The organism is Bradyrhizobium sp. JYMT SZCCT0428 (assembly GCF_018131075.1).
Classification (GTDB): Bacteria; Pseudomonadota; Alphaproteobacteria; order Rhizobiales; family Xanthobacteraceae; genus Bradyrhizobium.
The window spans coordinates 1-17,169 of sequence record NZ_JAFCLS010000066.1 but is presented as its reverse complement, the minus strand read 5'-3'; the positions used below and the strand labels follow the sequence as shown (position 1 = coordinate 17,169).

The window sequence follows — 17,169 nt, the reverse complement described above, 5'->3', positions numbered from 1 at the left end:
GAACATCAATGTCCTGCTTGCGGCATGGCGCGGCCACGCTCGATCACGAAATGCGACAGGACCGTGCAGACCCCGACCAGCAGCACGGCGATGACGCCGAGCGCGGCGCCAGGGCCGCGGCCGGCCGCCGATTGCATCAGGACGTAAAGGCCGTAGGCCAGCGGCGCGTCGGAGTTGGATTGCACCAGCATCAGCGTGGCCGAGAGCTCGACGGCGGCGGTGGCAAAGCTGGTGACGAAGCCGGCCAGCATGCCGCCCATCATCAGCGGTGTCACGATCCGGCGCACGGTGCGCAGCTTGGTGGCACCGAGATTTTCGGCGGCTTCTTCCAGCGATACCGATATCTGCTGCAGCGCCGCGTAGCAGGCCCGCAGCGCATAGGGCAGGCGGCGGGTCGCCAGCGCCAGCACGATCACGATCCACGAAGCCAGCGGCGTGCCATCCCACAGTTTCACGCCGTAGAACGCGCGCAAATAACCGATGCCGAGCACGATGCCGGGGACGGCGAGCGCGGCCGAGGCCGCCCAGTCCAGCATATCGCGCCCGACCAGTCTGGTGCGCAACACCAGATAGGCGATTGCCGTGCCGAGCACGACGTCGATCAGCCCGGCCAGCGAGGCATAGATCAGCGTGTTCTTGATGTAGAGAGAGCTCTCGCCGAAAATTCGCGCGTAATGCGAGATTGTATAGCCGTCCGGCAGCGGCGAGAACGACCACACGGTCGAGAACGACAGCAGCAGCAGGCCAGCATGCGGCGCCAGCACCAATAGCAGGATCAGCATCACCGTCAGATAGGCGAGCACGCTTTCATAAGGCCGCAATTTGCGCCGGGCGAGCCCGCCGCCGCCGCGCTGCACGGTCGAATAGTCGATGCCGCGGGTCGCCAGCGCCGAAAGTGCCATCGCCGCGACGGAGGCCACGATCAGCACCACCGCGATCACATAGCCCATGGGATCGGCGATCCCGATCGATGTGACGCGCAGATAGGCCTGCGGCGCCAGCATGTCCTTGACGTTCAAAAGCAGCGGCGTGGCGAGATCGTCGAACACCTTGACGAACACCAGCGAGGCGCCCGCGATATAGCCGGGCATCGCGAGCGGAAACACGATGCGGCGAAACAGGCGAAATCCGGACGAGCCGAGATTTTGCGCGGCTTCCTCCATCGAGGCGTCGATGTTGCGCAGCGCCGCCGAGAGGTTGATCAGGATGAACGGAAAATAGTGGATCGACTGCACGAAGATGACGCCGTTGAGTCCTTCCATGAACGGGATCTTGAAGCCGAACGCGTCGTCGAGCAGCAGGTTGACGCTGCCGTTGCGGCCGAAAAACAGCTGCATCGCCACAGCACCGACGAACGGCGGCATGATCAGCGGCAGAAATCCCAGCGTCTGGATCAGCGCCGTGCCGCGAAAGGCAAAGCGCGAGGTGATGTAGGCGAGCGGCAGCGCCAGGATAGACGCCCCGGCCACGGCCATCGCCGAGACGTAGAACGAATTCCAGAACGAACGCAGGAATAAGTCAGTGCGGAAGAAATCGGCGAAATTAACCAGGGTAAATGCGCCGCCGCCCTTTTCGGTGAACGCCACATAGATCACGGTTGCGGACGGCCACACCAGAAACAGCGCGAGAAAAACCGCAATGCCGAGCGCCAGCGCGATCTGCCCCGGCGTCGCCGAAAGTCTTGCGCGGGCGCGCGGGGCGGGGAGGGCCATGGTCACGCCCGGCCCTCCCACTCCAACGTCGTCCCCGCGAACGCGAGGACCCATAGCCACCGGCGCATGCTGTTGAAGAAGGTCGCTGACACCGACGTTTCACCGCGAGGCTGCGGCGTATGGGTCCCGGCGTTCGCCGGGACGACATTGAGAGATGATGGGCGCCCTCGTATCACTTCGCCAGCTTCGCCGCTTCCTCGGCCTTGGCCTGCGCCTGCGCGTAGCGTTCCTTGGCGAAAACAGCCCATTGCTGTTCCAGTTCGGCCTGCCGTGCGCCCTTCTGTTTGCCGCCGGTGAATGCGCTTGCCGTCTCCCTGGCGGAGGCTGCGGCTTCATCGACCGGCATTGCGGCGATCAGCTCGCGCGCCTGCGCGACGAGCGCGCGGGCTTGCGCATTGTCCTTCTTGGCGATCGCGGCTTCGGCCTCGTGGATCGCCTTGGTTGCAGCCTTCAGGGAATCGAGCTGGAACGAAATCAGCTGGTCGAACAGCACGTCGACCACATCGTTGCGCGCTTCGGACTTGGCGACGTCGAACTTGATCATCGAGTTGAGCCGCGGGTCCTTGAAGGGGTTCGGGTAGTCCGCGGGCGCCTTGGCATAGACGTCGGGATTGACGGGCAGGCGGCGGATGCCCGGCTCGAACAGCACTTGCTGCCCGGCCGGCGACAGCAGGAATTCCACGAAGGCCTCGGCCGCGGCCTTGTTCGGCGCATTGGCGACGATGCCGACATTGGCCGGCACGATCGTCGTCACGGTCGGATAGATGAATTTCACGGGAAAGCCGGAGGCCTGCGCCGAGAACGCGAAGAAGTCGATCACGATGCCGTAGCCGACCTGCCCGGAATTGACCGCTTCCGGCACCCCGAACGAACGCTCAGTGATGTTGCGGAAATTGCCGGCCATCGCCTTGATGGTGCCCCAGCCCTTGGCCCAGCCTTCGCCCTGCAGCACCGCTTCGACGGTCAGATGCGTGGTGCCGGAGCGCGAGGGGGCGGCGATCGAGACGTGGTCGTAATAGACCGGCTTGGCGAGATCCTGCCATTCCTTGGGATCAGGCAGCTTGTTGGCCTTCACATAGCGCTCGTTCCACATGATGCCGTAGCCGGACGCGGCAAAGCCGAAATAGAAGCCGGCGGGGTCGTTGATCGGAAATTGCCCGATCTTCTCGGGAATGCCTGATGCCTTGGGCGCGTATTTCTGCAGCAGCCCCTTGCCCTTGAGAACCTCGAAGGCATCCGGCGCCGAAGCCCAGAACAGATCGACCTGGTTGCTGGACTTGGTTTCCTCGAGATACTTCACACCGGCATTGGTGTTGCGGTTCTGCACTTCCAGCGTCACGCCCGGCGTCGCCGTCTCAAACGCCTTCTTGACGGGGTCAGTGACGTCCTTGGCAAAGGAGGTGACGACCGTCACCTTGCCGGTGGGCGCCTGCGCGAACGCCGCGCTCGAGACCAGCGCCGCGCAAAGCGACAGCATCAACAGCCGATGCATCATGTTTCCCCGTTTGCTTGTTCTTGTCGTTGCCGGTGGCCGCGGAAGCGGGCGGGGTCTAGCTCCCGCCGAACGCCTTGAAGGTGATGATGGTGTGGGTGTCCTGGATGCCGGGAATGACCTGCACTTTCTCGTTGACGAAATGGCCGATATCGGTGGCGTTATCGACGTAGAACTTGACCAGCAGGTCGTAATCGCCGGCGGTGGAATAGATTTCCGAGGCGATCTCGGCTTCCGCGAGCGCATTGGCCACCGCATAGGACTGGCCGAGCTTGCATTTGAACTGGACGAAGAAGGGAACCATGGCTGTCGTCTCCGGAATTGTTGTTCTCAATAGGCCAAAAATGGGCCGCCGTGGCAAGCCAACTTGCTGGCAATAGCCGGCCGCGCTAGGACAGTTTATGGCTCCGAACTCACCCATTCCACGAGGTAGGCGATGACGCCGATCGCGCTGACCATTGCCGGCTCCGATTCGTCCGGCGGCGCCGGAATCCAGGCCGACCTGAAGACGTTTGCCGCGCTCGGCGTTTATGGCGCCTCCGTGATCACGGCGCTGACGGCGCAGAACACGACCGGCGTCAGCGGCATCCATCAGGTGCCGGCGGAGTTCATCACCGCCCAGATCGATGCGGTATTTTCCGATCTCGCCGTCGGCGCGGTCAAGATCGGCATGGTGGCGCAGCCCGCCAGCATCGATGCCATCGTCGCCGGGCTGACGCGCTGGTCGCCGAAGCATGTCGTGCTGGATCCCGTGATGGTCGCGACATCAGGGGACCGCCTGCTGGCTGCGGAAGCCGTCGATGCGCTTCGCACCAAGCTCATTCCGCTCGCCTCGGTCATCACGCCGAATCTGCCGGAAGCGGCGGCCTTGCTCGATGAGCCGATTGCGACCGACGAAGCCGCGGTCGAGAATCAAGGCAAGCGGTTGCTGGCGATGGGCTGCCGCGCGGTGCTGATCAAGGGCGGCCACGGGCAGGGCGCCGAGAGCACCGACTATTTTATCGACGCCGGGAGGACCATCACGCTGGCAGCACCGCGCATCGGCACCAAGAACACCCACGGCACCGGCTGCTCGCTGTCGTCGGCGATTGCGGCAGGCCTCGCGAAGGGCAAGGACATGGAGACCGCCGTCCGCAACGCCAAGGCCTGGATCAGCGCGGCGATATCAGCCGCGGACCGCTTCAGCGTCGGCCGCGGGCATGGCCCGGTGCATCATTTTCACAAGTATTATTGAAGCTGTTTGAGTGAGTAGCCCGCATGAGCGCAGCGACATGCGGGAATCTGTGGCATCGCTGCTCTCATCCGGGCTGCATCTTCAGTCGCTGTCTTTCTTCATCTTGGCAATCAGCGGACCGAGCAAGTTCGAAAAGTCATCACTCCACGGGGCTTGACCGGGCGCAGGCTTCTCGACGTCCCAATCCTGCAGCAATCCAAGATCGAGATCATTCCGCGCCAGCACCATGACCGTCGAGAACTTTATCATCGGGTCAAGGTTCGGCGCCTCATCCTCGTCATACAGCCGAGCGAGCAGTCCTTCGCTCGCCGCGGTCGCGGCAACGACGCCGGATAGATCGAGATGATTATTGGATATGTGTGTCACGATAATGCCGTCTGGAGTGAGGCGGGACAGGTAGATCCGCAGCGCTTCCCGGGTCAATAAATGCACCGGAATGGAATCGGACGAGAAGGCATCGACGATGATGAGGTCATAACGGGCGTCGGTGGCATTGGCGAGCGTGAGGCGCGCATCGCCCAGGATGATATTTGTCTCGGGTTTGCAATCGCGCAGGAAAGTGAAGCGGGCCGGGTCTTTGGCGATGCGGATGATATCCGCGTCAATTTCATAATAGTCGAGACGATCCTGTGGCCTCGCGAGGCAGGCGATCGAGCCTGCTCCCAGCCCGATCACGGCGATCCGGGCAGGGCCGTTTTTCTTGTTCTGCACGGCATCGACCGCTTCGGCGATCGGCGAGTCCGGATGATAGTACGTCGAAAGCACCGGCCTGCCGGTCACGGGCTTGCCGTCGTCCGTCGTGAGCCGCTGCGCGCCGTGCAGCTCCATGCCATGACGCAGCGCGCGGAAGCGGCCATCCTCGGTCACTTCGATCTTGTGGACGCCGAAAAAGCTGCGCACGGTCTCGAGATGCCTCACGTTCGGCGGATAGGCCCGCGTCACGATGAAGGCGGCGGCAAACAGCGCGGCGAGCCGGAGCGACGACGAGCTCGAGAACAGGGCGCCTGCCACCAGCAGCAATACAATCGCCCACACCATCCAGTTGGCTACGGGCAGGGCGGTGAAGCCGTCGCGAAAGCCCGGCAGGCTTGCCAGCAGCACAAGCACGACAAAGCCGGCCAGCAGACCGGCTTCCCTTGCCTTCGGCCACGAACTCATCGGGCGCGCCAGCGCAGCTGCGACAATCAAGATCGGGTATTCCGCGATCCAGGAAAACAGCTTCGGGGCAATCAGGCCTGAAAAGATTCCCCCGAGCACGCCGCCCAGCGACATGCAGAAAAAGAACCGCGTGAGATAGGCCGCCTGCGGGCGCGTCGCCGCCACCAGGCCGTGACAGATCATCGCCGTCACGAAGAACGTCAGCAGATGCAGCCCGACATCGACGACCAGCCAGGTGCGGATATCGAGCGCCAGCGTCAGCACGATCAACGCCAGCAGCGCCGGCTGCGCCTTCATCCAGGTCGCCTGCGTGATATGGTTTCGCTCGCTGAACACCAGGATGAAACTGATCAGATAGAGCGACAGCGGCAGCACCCACAAGAAGGGCGCCGCGGCGATATCGGTGGTGATGTGCGTCGTCACGGCAATCATCAGCGCCGACGGCACGAAGGCCAGCGCCACCCAGTAAACCATTCGCCCCAGCGCGGGCGCCGCCTCGGTGGCCTGCGCCTGCGAAACGGGGTTGTCGTGGTCCCGATTGAAGAACACCAGGCTTCCGCACAACGCGATCAGCGCAACCAGCAGATAATAGCCGCAGCGCCACGCGCCGTTCTGAAAGCTCAGCGTCGAGAGCGGCTCTGCCAGCAACGGGTAGGCGAACAGCGCAAGCAGGCTGCCGATATTGCTCGCCGAGTAGAGAAAATAAGGATTGCTTGCTTGCGCAAGACCGGAGCGAGCAAACCATGCCTGCAGCAGCGGACCGTTGGCGGACAGCGCGAAGAACGGAAAGCCCAGCGAGACCGCAAACATGCCGAGCAGGAAAAGCTCCTCGTGATCGGCGGGCGGCAGGTCCCAGCCATTCGCGACCGCGAGCGGAACGAAGACGGCGCCTCCCAGCATCACGCAAAGATGGATCGCGAGCGCCCATCGGCCCCGCACCAGCCGTGTCAATAAGTCTGCATAGGCGTAGCCCACCAGCAGCACGCCCTGGAAAAACACCATCGCCACCGACCACACCGATGGCGAACCGCCAAATCGCGGCAGCACCATTTTCGTAAACAGGGGCTGCACGGCAAACAGCAGCGTGGCGCTGAGAAAAATAGCGGCGGTGTAGACCGCAATGACCAGGGTCGGACGGCTGGCCGAGGCGGTCCCAAGAGCCGGTTTGACGTGATCGGTCATGCAAATGCTTTGTCACGAGCGCCGTTTTGCGGGGCGATCTCGAAGGAATGGATCAAGTATGAAATAGAAACCGGGGAGATCAAAGGGTTAATCGGCTGCCAAAGCGTGCTTCCGCGCTGCCCCAAAGGACGGCAGAAAGGAGCGGGCCAATCGACCGTTTTGCGCCTCATTGCTGGCGCACCGTCGATGCCGTGCAGAGCGGTCAGGCGCCCCGGCTTTCCTTGTCCGAATGGCCCATTGGCGGGACCATGCCCGGCACCTATAATTCGCCGCCTGTAATTCAAGTGAATCGGCACGCCGCCAACGCGCGGACCAGCCGCAATATCCGGGAGAGAAACGCCGTGAGACAAAAAGCCCTGCGCTACGCCATATTGACCGTTCTGGCGGGCCTTTCCATTGCCGCAAATCCGGCCCAGGCTCAGACTTGGCCGGACAAGCCGATCACGTTCGTGGTGCCGTTTGCGGCCGGTGGCGGCACCGACGCCTTCGCGCGCCCGCTCGCAGCCCAGCTCGACACCCAGCTCGGCAAACGCGTGCTGATCGAGAACCGCGCCGGCGCCGGCGGCACGGTGGGCGCCTCGGCGGCGTCCAAGGCCGCTCCCGACGGCTACACCTTCTTCATGGGCGCGGCGCACCACGCCATTGCACCCTCGCTCTATCCCAATCTCGACTACGACATCGAGAAGGATTTTGTCGCGGTTGCGCTGATCGCGCGTCCGCCGCAGGTGATCGTGGTCAATCCCGACAAGGTCGCCGCCAAGACGCTCGCCGAATTCATCGCGTTCAACAAGGCGAACCCGGGCCAGTTGAACTACGGCTCCGCCGGCGCCGGCACCACGCATCATCTCGCGGGCGAGTTGTTCAAGATCCTGACCAAGACCAATCTCCAGCACGTGCCCTATCGCGGCGCGGGACCTGCAATGCAGGATCTGATCGCCGGCCATGTGCCTGTCGTGTTCGACGGCATGGGCTCGTCGGCCGCGCCGATTAGGGCCGGGCAGCTCCGCGCGCTCGCGGTCGCCGCACCGAAGCGGGTGGCGGCTTTCCCCGACCTTCCCACGGCCAAGGAAGCCGGTCTGCCCGATTTCGAAGTGGCGACCTGGTACGGCCTGTTCGCACCCAAGAACACGCCGCCGGCAATCGTCGAACGCATGATCAAGGAGCTGCGGCAGGCCATGCAGGTGGCTGCGATCAAGGAGGCCTGGGAGCGCAACGGCTCTGATGTCCCTGACGTGACGGGCCCTGCATTCGCGAAGATGGTGTCAGACGAAGTCGTGCGCTGGCGGAAGGTCGTGAAAGAGGCCAATGTGAAGCTGGACTAGAGAGCGCTTTCCTTCCACCAATGCGGGCACCGCTGATCGGTGCCCGCTCGCCCGCCGCGGATAGTGCGGTGCGCAGAAGTGGCACTTCCACGCACGTCCCAAAATTCGTTATGATGAGTGCCGAAGGGCCGCGGAAGCCTCTGCCCCGCGCCAACCGATTTTCAATCCAGGGAGTGATCACATGAAGCGCCGTACGTTCCTCAAAGGCGGCGCCGTGGCCGGCGCGACGACGCTGGTTGCGGCACCCGCGATCGCGCAAGCCGCGCCCGAGATCAAGTGGCGTTTGACCTCGAGCTTTCCAAAGTCGCTCGAGACCATCTACGGCACGGCGCAGACCTTTGCGAAATACGTCGCCGACGCCACCGACAACAAATTCCAGATCCAGACCTTTGCGGCCGGCGAGATCGTGCCGGGCTTGCAGGCGCTCGATGCGGTGAGCACCGCAACCGTCGAGATGGCCCAGACCCCGCTTTATTTCTACATCGGCAAGGAGCCGGCGCTCACCTATGCTACCGGCGCACCCTTCGGCATGAACCATCGCCACCAGCATTCCTGGTGGACGTTCGGCGGCGGCGCCGAACTCTGCAACGAAGCGCTGAAGCCGTTCAAGGCGCATGCGATCCTGTGCGGCAACTCCGGCACCCAAATGGGCGGCTGGTTCCGCAAGGAGATCAAGACCGTCGATGATCTCAAGGGCCTCAAATTCCGCATCGCGGGCATGGGCGGCCATGTGCTCGCAAAGCTCGGCATCGTGCCGCAGCAGATCGCGGGCGGCGACGTTTATTCAGCGCTCGAGAAAGGTTCGATCGATGCCGCCGAGTTCGTCGGTCCCTACGACGACGAGAAGCTCGGCTTCTACAAAGTAGCAAAATACTATTATTACCCCGGCTGGTGGGAAGGCGGGGCCATGCTTCACATGATCGTCAACGACGAAAAGTGGAATGCGCTTCCAAAGCAATACCAGGCAGTTCTCAGCCAGGCCGGCGCGGCGGCAGGCGCGTGGATGATCGAAAAATATGACAGCGTCAATCCGGCTGCCCTGAAGCGGCTGATCGCGGGCGGCGCCGAACTGCGGGCGTTTCCGCAGCCGGTCATGGAGGCCTGCTACACCGCCACGCAGGACCATCTGAACGAAATCGCCGAGAAGAGCCCGCTCTTCAAGAAGACCAAAGAGAGCCACGACGCCTACATGAAGGAAGTGCTGTTCTACACGCAGATCGCGGAAAACTATTACGACAACTACCTGCTCAGCAGAATGCGCAAGGGCTGAGGGCAGGCGCACCGTAAATCCGGGAACTTGTTGCAAATGCCGCCGCTCGCCCTGCAAATCCGGATTACCGGTTAGCAGGTCCGTTTGCCTGACGATAAAAAAGGGCTGGGAACGATTCTCCGTTCCGGGCGTCGATCTTCGACGTTGCCGTGGAGAACTCAGATGATCGGCGCAGGTATCGATGCCCCCAACAAGCTCGACCAGGCCAGGGAGGCCGTTCAGGCGGCTACTCAAATGGTCAAGGAAACCACTCAATCGGTTGCCGACGCCATCGAAGCACGCCGGCAACCGGGTGCGCCTCTTGACCGCTTGGCTCGTTGGGCTCGAGAAGCGCCCCTGCACGCCGTCACTGTCGCGTTCTTGGTCGGTGTTCTGCTCGGGCGCCGCCGCGGGTAACTAGCCACTGCAGCTTTCCTCGGTCGATCGCGCAAGCTGGTTGGCGGCCTCGACGGCCGCCTCTCGACGATGAAGCTTCCAGTCTCCCCCGGTGAACGAATCTTCTCAGGATAGGCGGGCATGTCTCAAAAGTGCCGTGAGGAGACTTATCACCGCAGCAAACAGCAGGATATGTGTGCGCCGATTGTTGCTGCCTTGGAGGCGGGTTTGGCGGCTAGGCAGCGGAACCAATTTCCTGGCTCGCTACAACTGGCGCGACTGCGCCCCGTTCATGTGTCGCTCGATTGCAACGCCGGTTCGCTTGCTGAGCTCGGCGAGCACCAGCTCCCATTTGAGGTCAGATACACCCGTCCAGCTCGCATGGCGGGTCGTCACACCCAGGCGCATCTCATCGCCGTCCTTGAACGTTATTCCGTGGTGCAATTCCTTCCACCGCAAGAACGGCGATAATTTTTGCCGTACCCAAATCGCGGCGATCAGATTTAGCGGAAACGATCCCTCGTAATGGCAGACCATCGCGCCTATGTCGGATCCCGGAGGAGCAATCCGGAAGCTGCAGGCCCGCGAGCCGATCCCGAAATGCAGCAACCGGTAATGCATCAGGAAGAATGCCGCAAAGAGCCCTGAAATAGGGATCGTGCTCAGGGCTATCGCATACTGCTCGATGGGAGGCAGCTGCAGCCATGGCGACGGGGCTAGCAGACTGATCAGGAGATTGACCCCCAGCATCGGCAACACGAAAAAACAGCCGATCAATTTGACCCACGGCCAGGGCAGGATCCGGAAGATGACTGGTGCCTGCCTGTGCATGGGCTCGAGTCTCTCGGCGGTCTCGAGGGGCTGCCAAGCCGCGATCGAAGATTCCGGCGGCGGTCCCCAACCGCAAACTTCGATCAGGAGCCGATAAAACACCAGCGCCCAGATAAACATCCCGGCCCCGATGAAAATTCTTTCGTGTTCGATGATTGGCTGCCGAGGCGGCCGTCCATTCAATACGAGCAGGACTATCGCGCATCCCGAGGCGAACAGAAATGCCGCCATCAGGTAACCCGGGCCGAAACGCCGAAGCACGCTGCACCCCACTTGTTTCGCGATTCAAGCTAACCGCATCAAGAGACACTGTACAGCTCGCGTTAGGGACTTCACACCTGTCGCCGGGGGCCAAATCACCACTGCCGGATGTCCGTAAGCGGTTATTCGCGACACGGTCAAGCCGCCAGTAAGCCGGGACCTCATCGTCGGCCGCCAGCAACATCGCCTTGGAAAGGATGATCGACAGGGTGCGGTCGCCTTCGAACGGATCCGCCGCGATTGAAGCCACGGCCGTGAAGAGATCGGCGTCGCGCATGATTTCCGAAAAGACGACCGGCGGAAGCCCGGAATGAGGCTCCGCGTCTCCCCGGCGCGGGCCGGTCGCACTGTCGGCTGCTCAGGACAAAAAAAGACCATCACGGCGGGAATCCCGTGCGCGCTCAACGCCGGCAAAGCGGAGTAGGCAAAAACGTTGGAGCATCGCACCTGCTGCAGGTTCCAAACGGAAACCTATCACGTCCTTGCTCACCCGATGCCGCGATCCTCACTATCGTTGAGCAAGACTTCCTCCGGCGCCTATGGTTCACGATTGGGAAAGTTCGCTCGACTTCATACTCCGGCCCGGCTGGCTTGCACACCGCCACCACCCATAACCGCCGTCCACGGTTGTTGTACGAAAACCTGTTGAAGCATCGAATGCTGTTGCGCTAGTCCGTCAATCAGAGCCAGTGTCTGGCCGACCTCTTCGAGTTTCCTTAAGACGTCGGCGCCGATTGCTCCAGGCGCTTCGTCACTCAGTCGCACTGCTATGACATCGCTCAAAATTCGAATGACGGACTGAAAACGCCTGGCGTCGCGTCCGTTCTCCCCGGCCCATGTTGGGGCTGCACCCCACCACAATATGTCGACAAGCCGCGAAAGGTCTGCCTCAAGAAAAACTGCTCGCGCCAGGCCTGCTACCGCTTGAAGCAGCGCGCCCTTGACTTGATCGACCCCGAGCCGGCTGTCGCCCAAAGCCACCCGGAGCGCCTCGAGTTCGCGATCCAGCGTCTGTTTGTCAAAATTTTGAATGCGCGCACCGACCATGGTGCCCGTGTGGTCATGGAACATCGTAAGCGCTTCCAGGGCGTTGATGAGCGGATGATATTCCTGACCCTCGTCCCAGCCAAACTGCCCCCGGAAGAAGACTTCGTCATAGCCTTTCGGGACGCCCTGGAACCAAATACCGGCGGGCTTGCCGCTGCGGTCGATGGTGTAAAGCGCCAGTTCCAGCGTGTTGACCGGCCAGCCCAGATCGATGGCGGACCAGAATCCATCCGGCGGCGTCTCGTCAGCCAATGCCAGGGCATTGATCAACAGATGAGTGGCCTGACGACGATTCTGGACATTAAAGTTGCGGTCCGGACCATGCAGCGCGACCATGCCGTCATCTATGCCGTCGAAAATGTCCTGCGTGACCAGCCCATTTTCCATGATGTGAGTGAAGCGTGTACAACGAAAATGTGTGGACGTGCTCCGCCGTCCAGCATCGACCCACTGGGCTTCGGCGAGTTTCTTGCTGCCGGCGTAGACGTGGTCGCTCACATAGGCAAAGCATTTGCCAGTGGAGGAGTAGATCGCAGCTTCCACGTCATGCCGCAGGCATGCGTCGATGACATTGCGGGTGCCAAACACGTTGGTCGCGATGGCGTCGCGCACCACGGCCTCCGCGCGGCCCGGCTCGCGAACACCCGCCAGATGAAAGACGACATGGGGCCTTAGTGCCGAAAAGATGGCATCGAGCGCCTGCGCGTCGCAGATATTGACCTTGTAGGACTTGGGTTGCGGCCCGTCTTTCTCCGGCCCGTCAGGCTTGTAAGGATGGTCGGCGATATCCACGATGGCCACCGACTGAACTCCCAGGCCGATCAGCAGGGGAATGAGGCGTGAACCCACGCAGCCAAGGCCTCCGGTCACGAGAACCCGGCGACCTTCAAGCCGCGCCGCCGCCGCACCGCGATGCAGGTCGACGGTGCGGGTCATCGCGAGCATCATCGGGCTTTCGTCGAGCCGGCCATCCGCCTTAAAGATGCCGATCAATTCGCGCGTGGCGTCTTGTAGCTTTTGCGCAGTCTCCTGCGTCTGCGGGCATCCAAGGGCCATAATCAGACGGATAACATCGTCGCTGGATACGATCTGCTTCTCAAAGTCCATCGGTGATTTCCTTAACAGGCGCCCGTCGGCTTCTATCCGGTATTGTCAGTACCTGATCGGGAATGAGATTCATCAATGCCAACCGCGTCAGAAAGTAACGTGACCTGGCCACGCAGACATGCCTTGCTCAAGATTGAAGAGGCGCTTCGGATCATATCCTGCCGCAACAAGAAACTTAATGCTGGCACTGCTGCGCATGCCTGACTGGCAAGCCACGATGATGTCTTGGTCCATCGGAAGGCCCGACAGGGGCGCACCGTTTGCTTGCGCGAGCGCCTTCTCCAGCTCCGGCTTGGGAAAGCCTATCGATCCGGGAATGCGGCCAGTCAGCCATTCGTCCGGACTACGAACATCGACAATGATGAGTGGCTCTTGCGCATCAAGCCTGCCCTGAAGCGCCTCGGCACGGATCGTCCCGCCAACAGGGGCAGCACAGACCATAACGGTTTCAGTGAGGACGATATCTTCAGATGCTTTGCTGCAAACGCGGCAGTCGCTGTCCTTGGCGATCCGCATGGTGTTGAAGCTGAGGTCGAGCCCATCATAGATCAGCATGCGCCCGATCATGGGCGTGCCGATACCCGCAAGCAGCTTGATCGCCTCCGTCGCCTGGAGGCAACCGATAACCCCCGGCATCACGCCCAGCACACCTGCCTCGGCGCAGTTCGGCGAAAACTCGATCGGCGGAGGTTCGGGAAAGATGCAGCGATAGCAGGGACCGTGGCGCGCGTCGAAGACGCTTAGCTGGCCATCGAAGCGCAATACGCCGCCGAAAACATTCGGCTTCCCAAGTTTCACGCAGGTGTCGTTTACGAGGTACCGCGTCGGGAAATTATCCGTTCCATCGATGATGACATCGTATTGCGAGATCAGTTCGACTGCATTTTCCAGATCGAGCCGCATCCGGTGGCGCTCGATCACAAGATCAGGATTGAGGTCGAGCATCCTCGTCCTGGCGCTGTCGATCTTTGGCTTCCCCAGCACCGCATAGCCATGTGCGATCTGGCGCTGAAGGTTGGTCTCTTCGACGACGTCGGCATCGACGAGACCGATCCGGCCCACACCCGCCGCGGCGAGATAGAGCGCGGCAGGGCTGCCGAGGCCGCCTAGGCCAATCAGCAGCGCGCTGCCGGCTTTCAGGCGGCGCTGTCCTTCGATGCCGAACTCCGGCAAGACGAGATGACGACCAAAGCGCCGGAGTTCGGCGTCCGAAAGGCTGGGAGCGGGATCCGTACGCATGCGCGTTCATCCTCCGGCGACACTGGCTATGATCTGGACCTCGTCAGTGTCCCCGATCGGCGTTTCCATGCCGTTGAGCAGCCGGATATCCTTGCCGTTCTTGCAAACGACCACGAAGTTGCGCAGCGTCTTGCCCGCGAACAGATGGTTCTGCAAATCCTTGGAACGCTCGGCAAAGCGCGCGAGAGCTTCCGCTATCGTGCCGGCAGAAAGGGAAAGCCTGCTCTGTTGGTCCGAGTATCTGCGTAACGAACTGGGTACCAGGATGACTGCCAATCTAGTACTCCCTCAAGTTGCACTGCCCGGACAACAAAGACTAGTCAAAAAGCCGCGGCCAGTTATTGTCGGATATCAAGTTGGCCACATGGAGGCCCACTTTTCCTCGTCCTTTCCGTGCCCGTCCCGGGGGTCATTCGCGACCCGGTCAGGACGCCAGTAAGCTCGGCCATGTCCGCAATGGCGCCGAAAGCGGAAGCCTGCACGCGAACGCGCTTTGTTAAAATTTTACATAAATTGATAACGCGCGAACAACTGCTCCGGCAAAAACCGGGCGACGTTAAACCGGGCCTTTATCGCGCGCGTGCATCCTTCCGCAAAAGGAGGCGCATAAGCGATGCCCATTTTTCAGTATTTTTCAGTCGTAGGATCGGCACTGTTCGTATTGTTGTTTGTTTCCGACGTTTGCTTGCGCGATAGCGACAGCGATTCACGCTTCGACGGGTCGCTCTATCAGAGCGCCATCTACGCACCCCGACAGGTGGAAACCCTCACCGAGCCTCGCTTCACGCAGGATGCGACGCCGGCCGACCGCGTCAGGGAAGTGTTTGCCCAGTTCGTGCCCAATGAAGGCAAGCGCAGCAAACGATACTCTTCGGTGGCGACGCGCGGGACCTAAATCGTCCGCGCGCGTAACGCAGTGCGCGCGATCCAATCACGCGGAGTGCCGCAACGGCTATCGTCAGGCCACGGCCTCGATCGCCTTGCCGTTGACGCGCGTCTCGTCCTGCAAATTATCGACCGTGACATGGGTGTCGTACCAGGTGAGGCGAGGGCGCGCCCCGAAGCGTTTTGTCAGTTCGGCCACGCGTTCCTCCGTGAACCAGGCTTCCGCCGATTGGCGGCTGTCCCATAGATAGACGCCGCCGGTGCCGACTTCGCCATTCAAGTAGTCCTTGCGGATCAAACCTTTGGTGGCGAGGCCGCGATAGGTCGGCGCGCTCGACGTGCCGCCTGTGATTGCCTGTTCCTCGGTGCGTTTCGGCAGGTCGAACTGAACGACAACGATGCAATTGGCCATGGCGGTTTCCTCAGGTGGGGTGAACGGATGGGGTCGCGACAGGCGCAGTCCGCGCTTGCAGTTTAATCTAGTTGCCGAGCTTGATGCCGGCGTCCTTGATCACTTTTGCCCATTCGGGCGTCTCCTTCCTGATGACGGCCGCAAACTCCGCCGGCGTATTGCCGACCGGCTCGAGCCCGAGTTCGTCGAATTTCTTGCGCACTTCCGGCAGCGCCAGCGTCTTGACGGTTTCGCCGTGCAGTTTGTCGATAATGTCCTGTGGCGTGCCTGATGGCGCGAGCAGGCCGAACCACGGCACCGCCTCGAAACCGGGAAATCCGGATTCCGCCATCGTCGGCAGGTCGGGCGCCAGCGCCGAGCGCTTGACCGAGGTGATGGCCAGCGCGCGCAATTTGCCTTCCTTCGCCAGCGGCACCACGTTCACGATATTGGCGAACGACATCGCGATGCGGTTAGCGAGCAGGTCGGGCATCAGCGCCGTGGTGCCGCGATAGGGGACCGATGCGATGTCGACATGCGCCATGTATTTGAACAGTTCGGCGCCGAGATGCTGCGACGTGCCGACGCCGGCATGGCCATAGGAGAGTTTGCCGGGCTGCGCCTTGGCGAGCGCCACCAACTCCGCCACCGTCTTGACGGGTTGCTCTGGCGGCACGGCGAGCACGTTCGCCGCGATGAACACCTGCGAGATCGGCGCAAAATCCTTGACCGGATCGAACGGCAGTTTGTCGTACAGGCTCGGATTGATGACGAGCGCCGAGTTGCCGCCCATCAGCAGCGTGGTGCCGTCGGCGGCCGACTTGGCGACGCGTTCGGTGGCGATGTTGCTGCCGGCGCCTTGCAGGTTCTCGACCACGAATGGCGTGCCCCAGACCTCGGCAAACCGTTCGGCCAGAATGCGCGCCGCAAGGTCCGGCGCGGTGCCGGGCGTGAAGCCGACCAGGATCTTCACCGGCTTGTTCGGATAGCTGGACTGCGCCGATGCCGCCTGCGCCGTCAGCAGCACCAGCAGCGCGGCGGACAGGCTCGCTACGAACTTCATCGTTTCCTCTCTTGTCCTGCATGCCGGTTTGCGCGGTCATTGCCGCAGGATCTGGAGCAAGTGTGACAGCAGCAGGCGTCGCCCGCAAGGCGGCGGCCGGAGCCACGCTCATGCGCTCCGGCTGATCCGCAGCAAGTAGCCCGCATGAGCGCATGCGATATGCGGGATTAGAGAAGTCCCGGATGTAGCGTTGCTCATCCGGGCTACATACCGATTGTGCCCGACGGGCAAATCACTTCTGATTTACGGAATTCGTGTCAAGCCGTGAAATATAAAATATTTCTGTTTACCGGAATTGAAATCAAGGGTATGTGTTTGCCCATCCCGTCCTGGTCAGAAGGGCGTCGGCCGTCGTCACGGACGTTGGACGGGTTGCGGTGGACGCTGGTCTACGCCTCGACGATGGCGTGGATAAGCGTACGGCAAAACCGTGTGGTCCTGGCGCCCGTTGCAGGCGTCAAGCTGTCGGAGAAGCGCAAGCGGGAACGGCGGCGACGGAGTCAACCAAGAACTCGTCTTCGGGGAGAGCACGGCATAAGCCGTAAAGCCATTGCGGAGGGAAGGCCGGGTGTTCTCCGCTGCCCTGTATGCTCGTGTGCA

Annotated in this window: 15 protein-coding genes; 5 read left to right on the top strand and 10 right to left on the bottom strand. The window is 61.8% G+C overall.

All coding sequences use genetic code 11. The annotated features are described in order from the left end of the window. Positions 1–5: 5 nt before the first annotated feature. The 3 genes from JQ575_RS38910 to JQ575_RS38900 all read right to left on the bottom strand — a co-directional run bounded on the left by JQ575_RS38910 (position 6) and on the right by JQ575_RS38900 (position 3,508). Entirely contained in the window at positions 6–1,712 is a 1,707-nt protein-coding gene (locus JQ575_RS38910; RefSeq protein ID WP_212038483.1) for an iron ABC transporter permease, read from the bottom strand. A gap of 172 nt (positions 1,713–1,884) precedes the next feature. Further along, positions 1,885–3,207, bottom strand: coding sequence for an ABC transporter substrate-binding protein (locus JQ575_RS38905; RefSeq protein WP_212038472.1), 1,323 nt, complete (start codon positions 3,205–3,207; stop codon positions 1,885–1,887). Between the two features lie 55 nt (positions 3,208–3,262). Continuing rightward, on the bottom strand, positions 3,263–3,508 hold the full coding sequence (locus JQ575_RS38900; protein WP_192737765.1) for an Lrp/AsnC ligand binding domain-containing protein: 246 nt from the start codon (positions 3,506–3,508) through the stop codon (positions 3,263–3,265). A 132-nt stretch (positions 3,509–3,640) separates the two neighbouring features. Here JQ575_RS38900 and thiD point away from each other — a divergent pair, with 132 nt between their 5' ends. Next, positions 3,641–4,438, top strand: a complete 798-nt coding sequence (thiD, locus tag JQ575_RS38895) for a bifunctional hydroxymethylpyrimidine kinase/phosphomethylpyrimidine kinase (protein WP_212038471.1) — start codon at positions 3,641–3,643, stop codon at positions 4,436–4,438. A gap of 81 nt (positions 4,439–4,519) precedes the next feature. Here thiD and JQ575_RS38890 read toward each other — a convergent pair whose 3' ends face one another. Beyond that, positions 4,520–6,778, bottom strand: a complete 2,259-nt coding sequence (locus JQ575_RS38890; protein WP_212038470.1) for a fused MFS/spermidine synthase — start codon at positions 6,776–6,778, stop codon at positions 4,520–4,522. A 341-nt stretch (positions 6,779–7,119) separates the two neighbouring features. On the opposite strand from JQ575_RS38890, the gene JQ575_RS38885 reads away from it, so the two are divergent. The 3 genes from JQ575_RS38885 to JQ575_RS38875 all read left to right on the top strand — a co-directional run bounded on the left by JQ575_RS38885 (position 7,120) and on the right by JQ575_RS38875 (position 9,766). Beyond that, positions 7,120–8,100 carry a tripartite tricarboxylate transporter substrate binding protein gene (locus tag JQ575_RS38885; RefSeq protein WP_312016097.1) on the top strand — a complete coding sequence of 327 codons (981 nt, stop codon included), beginning with the start codon at positions 7,120–7,122 and terminating at the stop codon, positions 8,098–8,100. A 181-nt stretch (positions 8,101–8,281) separates the two neighbouring features. Next, positions 8,282–9,370, top strand: coding sequence for a TRAP transporter substrate-binding protein (locus JQ575_RS38880; protein WP_212038468.1), 1,089 nt, complete (start codon positions 8,282–8,284; stop codon positions 9,368–9,370). Between the two features lie 162 nt (positions 9,371–9,532). Next, complete coding sequence (locus JQ575_RS38875; protein ID WP_212038467.1) at positions 9,533–9,766, top strand: hypothetical protein; 234 nt, start codon at positions 9,533–9,535, stop codon at positions 9,764–9,766. Between the two features lie 243 nt (positions 9,767–10,009). On the opposite strand, the gene JQ575_RS38870 is transcribed toward JQ575_RS38875, so the two are convergent. The 4 genes from JQ575_RS38870 to JQ575_RS38855 form a co-directional block, all read right to left on the bottom strand. Beyond that, entirely contained in the window at positions 10,010–10,807 is a 798-nt protein-coding gene (locus JQ575_RS38870) for a hypothetical protein (protein ID WP_212038466.1), read from the bottom strand. 600 nt (positions 10,808–11,407) lie between these two features. Then, positions 11,408–12,991 (bottom strand): polysaccharide biosynthesis protein, encoded by a 1,584-nt coding sequence (locus JQ575_RS38865; RefSeq protein WP_212038465.1) that lies wholly within the window; start codon positions 12,989–12,991, stop codon positions 11,408–11,410. An 87-nt stretch (positions 12,992–13,078) separates the two neighbouring features. Then, a complete protein-coding gene (gene moeB / locus JQ575_RS45920) occupies positions 13,079–14,230 on the bottom strand; it encodes a molybdopterin-synthase adenylyltransferase MoeB (protein ID WP_212038464.1) in 1,152 nt (383 codons plus the stop codon). Positions 14,231–14,236: 6 nt separating this feature from the next. After that, positions 14,237–14,506, bottom strand: a complete 270-nt coding sequence (locus JQ575_RS38855; RefSeq protein ID WP_212038463.1) for a MoaD/ThiS family protein — start codon at positions 14,504–14,506, stop codon at positions 14,237–14,239. 337 nt (positions 14,507–14,843) lie between these two features. Here JQ575_RS38855 and JQ575_RS38850 point away from each other — a divergent pair, with 337 nt between their 5' ends. Then, on the top strand, positions 14,844–15,125 hold the full coding sequence (locus JQ575_RS38850) for a hypothetical protein (RefSeq protein ID WP_212038462.1): 282 nt from the start codon (positions 14,844–14,846) through the stop codon (positions 15,123–15,125). A gap of 63 nt (positions 15,126–15,188) precedes the next feature. Here JQ575_RS38850 and JQ575_RS38845 read toward each other — a convergent pair whose 3' ends face one another. Both JQ575_RS38845 and JQ575_RS38840 read right to left on the bottom strand, forming a co-directional pair. After that, a complete protein-coding gene (locus tag JQ575_RS38845) occupies positions 15,189–15,527 on the bottom strand; it encodes a monooxygenase (protein WP_212038461.1) in 339 nt (112 codons plus the stop codon). A 67-nt stretch (positions 15,528–15,594) separates the two neighbouring features. After that, positions 15,595–16,569 (bottom strand): tripartite tricarboxylate transporter substrate binding protein, encoded by a 975-nt coding sequence (locus JQ575_RS38840; RefSeq protein WP_212038460.1) that lies wholly within the window; start codon positions 16,567–16,569, stop codon positions 15,595–15,597. Positions 16,570–17,169: the final 600 nt, after the last annotated feature.

Coding starts and splice junctions, on each gene's coding strand:
- JQ575_RS38865 (WP_212038465.1), bottom strand. CDS start 12,991: ATGGACTTTGAGAAGCAGATCGTATCCAGCGACGATGTTATCCGTCTG.
- JQ575_RS38850 (WP_212038462.1), top strand. CDS start 14,844: ATGCCCATTTTTCAGTATTTTTCAGTCGTAGGATCGGCACTGTTCGTA.
- JQ575_RS38905 (WP_212038472.1), bottom strand. CDS start 3,207: ATGATGCATCGGCTGTTGATGCTGTCGCTTTGCGCGGCGCTGGTCTCG.
- JQ575_RS38910 (WP_212038483.1), bottom strand. CDS start 1,712: ATGGCCCTCCCCGCCCCGCGCGCCCGCGCAAGACTTTCGGCGACGCCG.
- thiD (WP_212038471.1), top strand. CDS start 3,641: ATGACGCCGATCGCGCTGACCATTGCCGGCTCCGATTCGTCCGGCGGC.
- JQ575_RS38880 (WP_212038468.1), top strand. CDS start 8,282: ATGAAGCGCCGTACGTTCCTCAAAGGCGGCGCCGTGGCCGGCGCGACG.
- JQ575_RS38845 (WP_212038461.1), bottom strand. CDS start 15,527: ATGGCCAATTGCATCGTTGTCGTTCAGTTCGACCTGCCGAAACGCACC.
- JQ575_RS38900 (WP_192737765.1), bottom strand. CDS start 3,508: ATGGTTCCCTTCTTCGTCCAGTTCAAATGCAAGCTCGGCCAGTCCTAT.
- JQ575_RS38890 (WP_212038470.1), bottom strand. CDS start 6,778: ATGACCGATCACGTCAAACCGGCTCTTGGGACCGCCTCGGCCAGCCGT.
- JQ575_RS38870 (WP_212038466.1), bottom strand. CDS start 10,807: ATGGCGGCATTTCTGTTCGCCTCGGGATGCGCGATAGTCCTGCTCGTA.
- moeB (WP_212038464.1), bottom strand. CDS start 14,230: ATGCGTACGGATCCCGCTCCCAGCCTTTCGGACGCCGAACTCCGGCGC.
- JQ575_RS38875 (WP_212038467.1), top strand. CDS start 9,533: ATGATCGGCGCAGGTATCGATGCCCCCAACAAGCTCGACCAGGCCAGG.
- JQ575_RS38840 (WP_212038460.1), bottom strand. CDS start 16,569: ATGAAGTTCGTAGCGAGCCTGTCCGCCGCGCTGCTGGTGCTGCTGACG.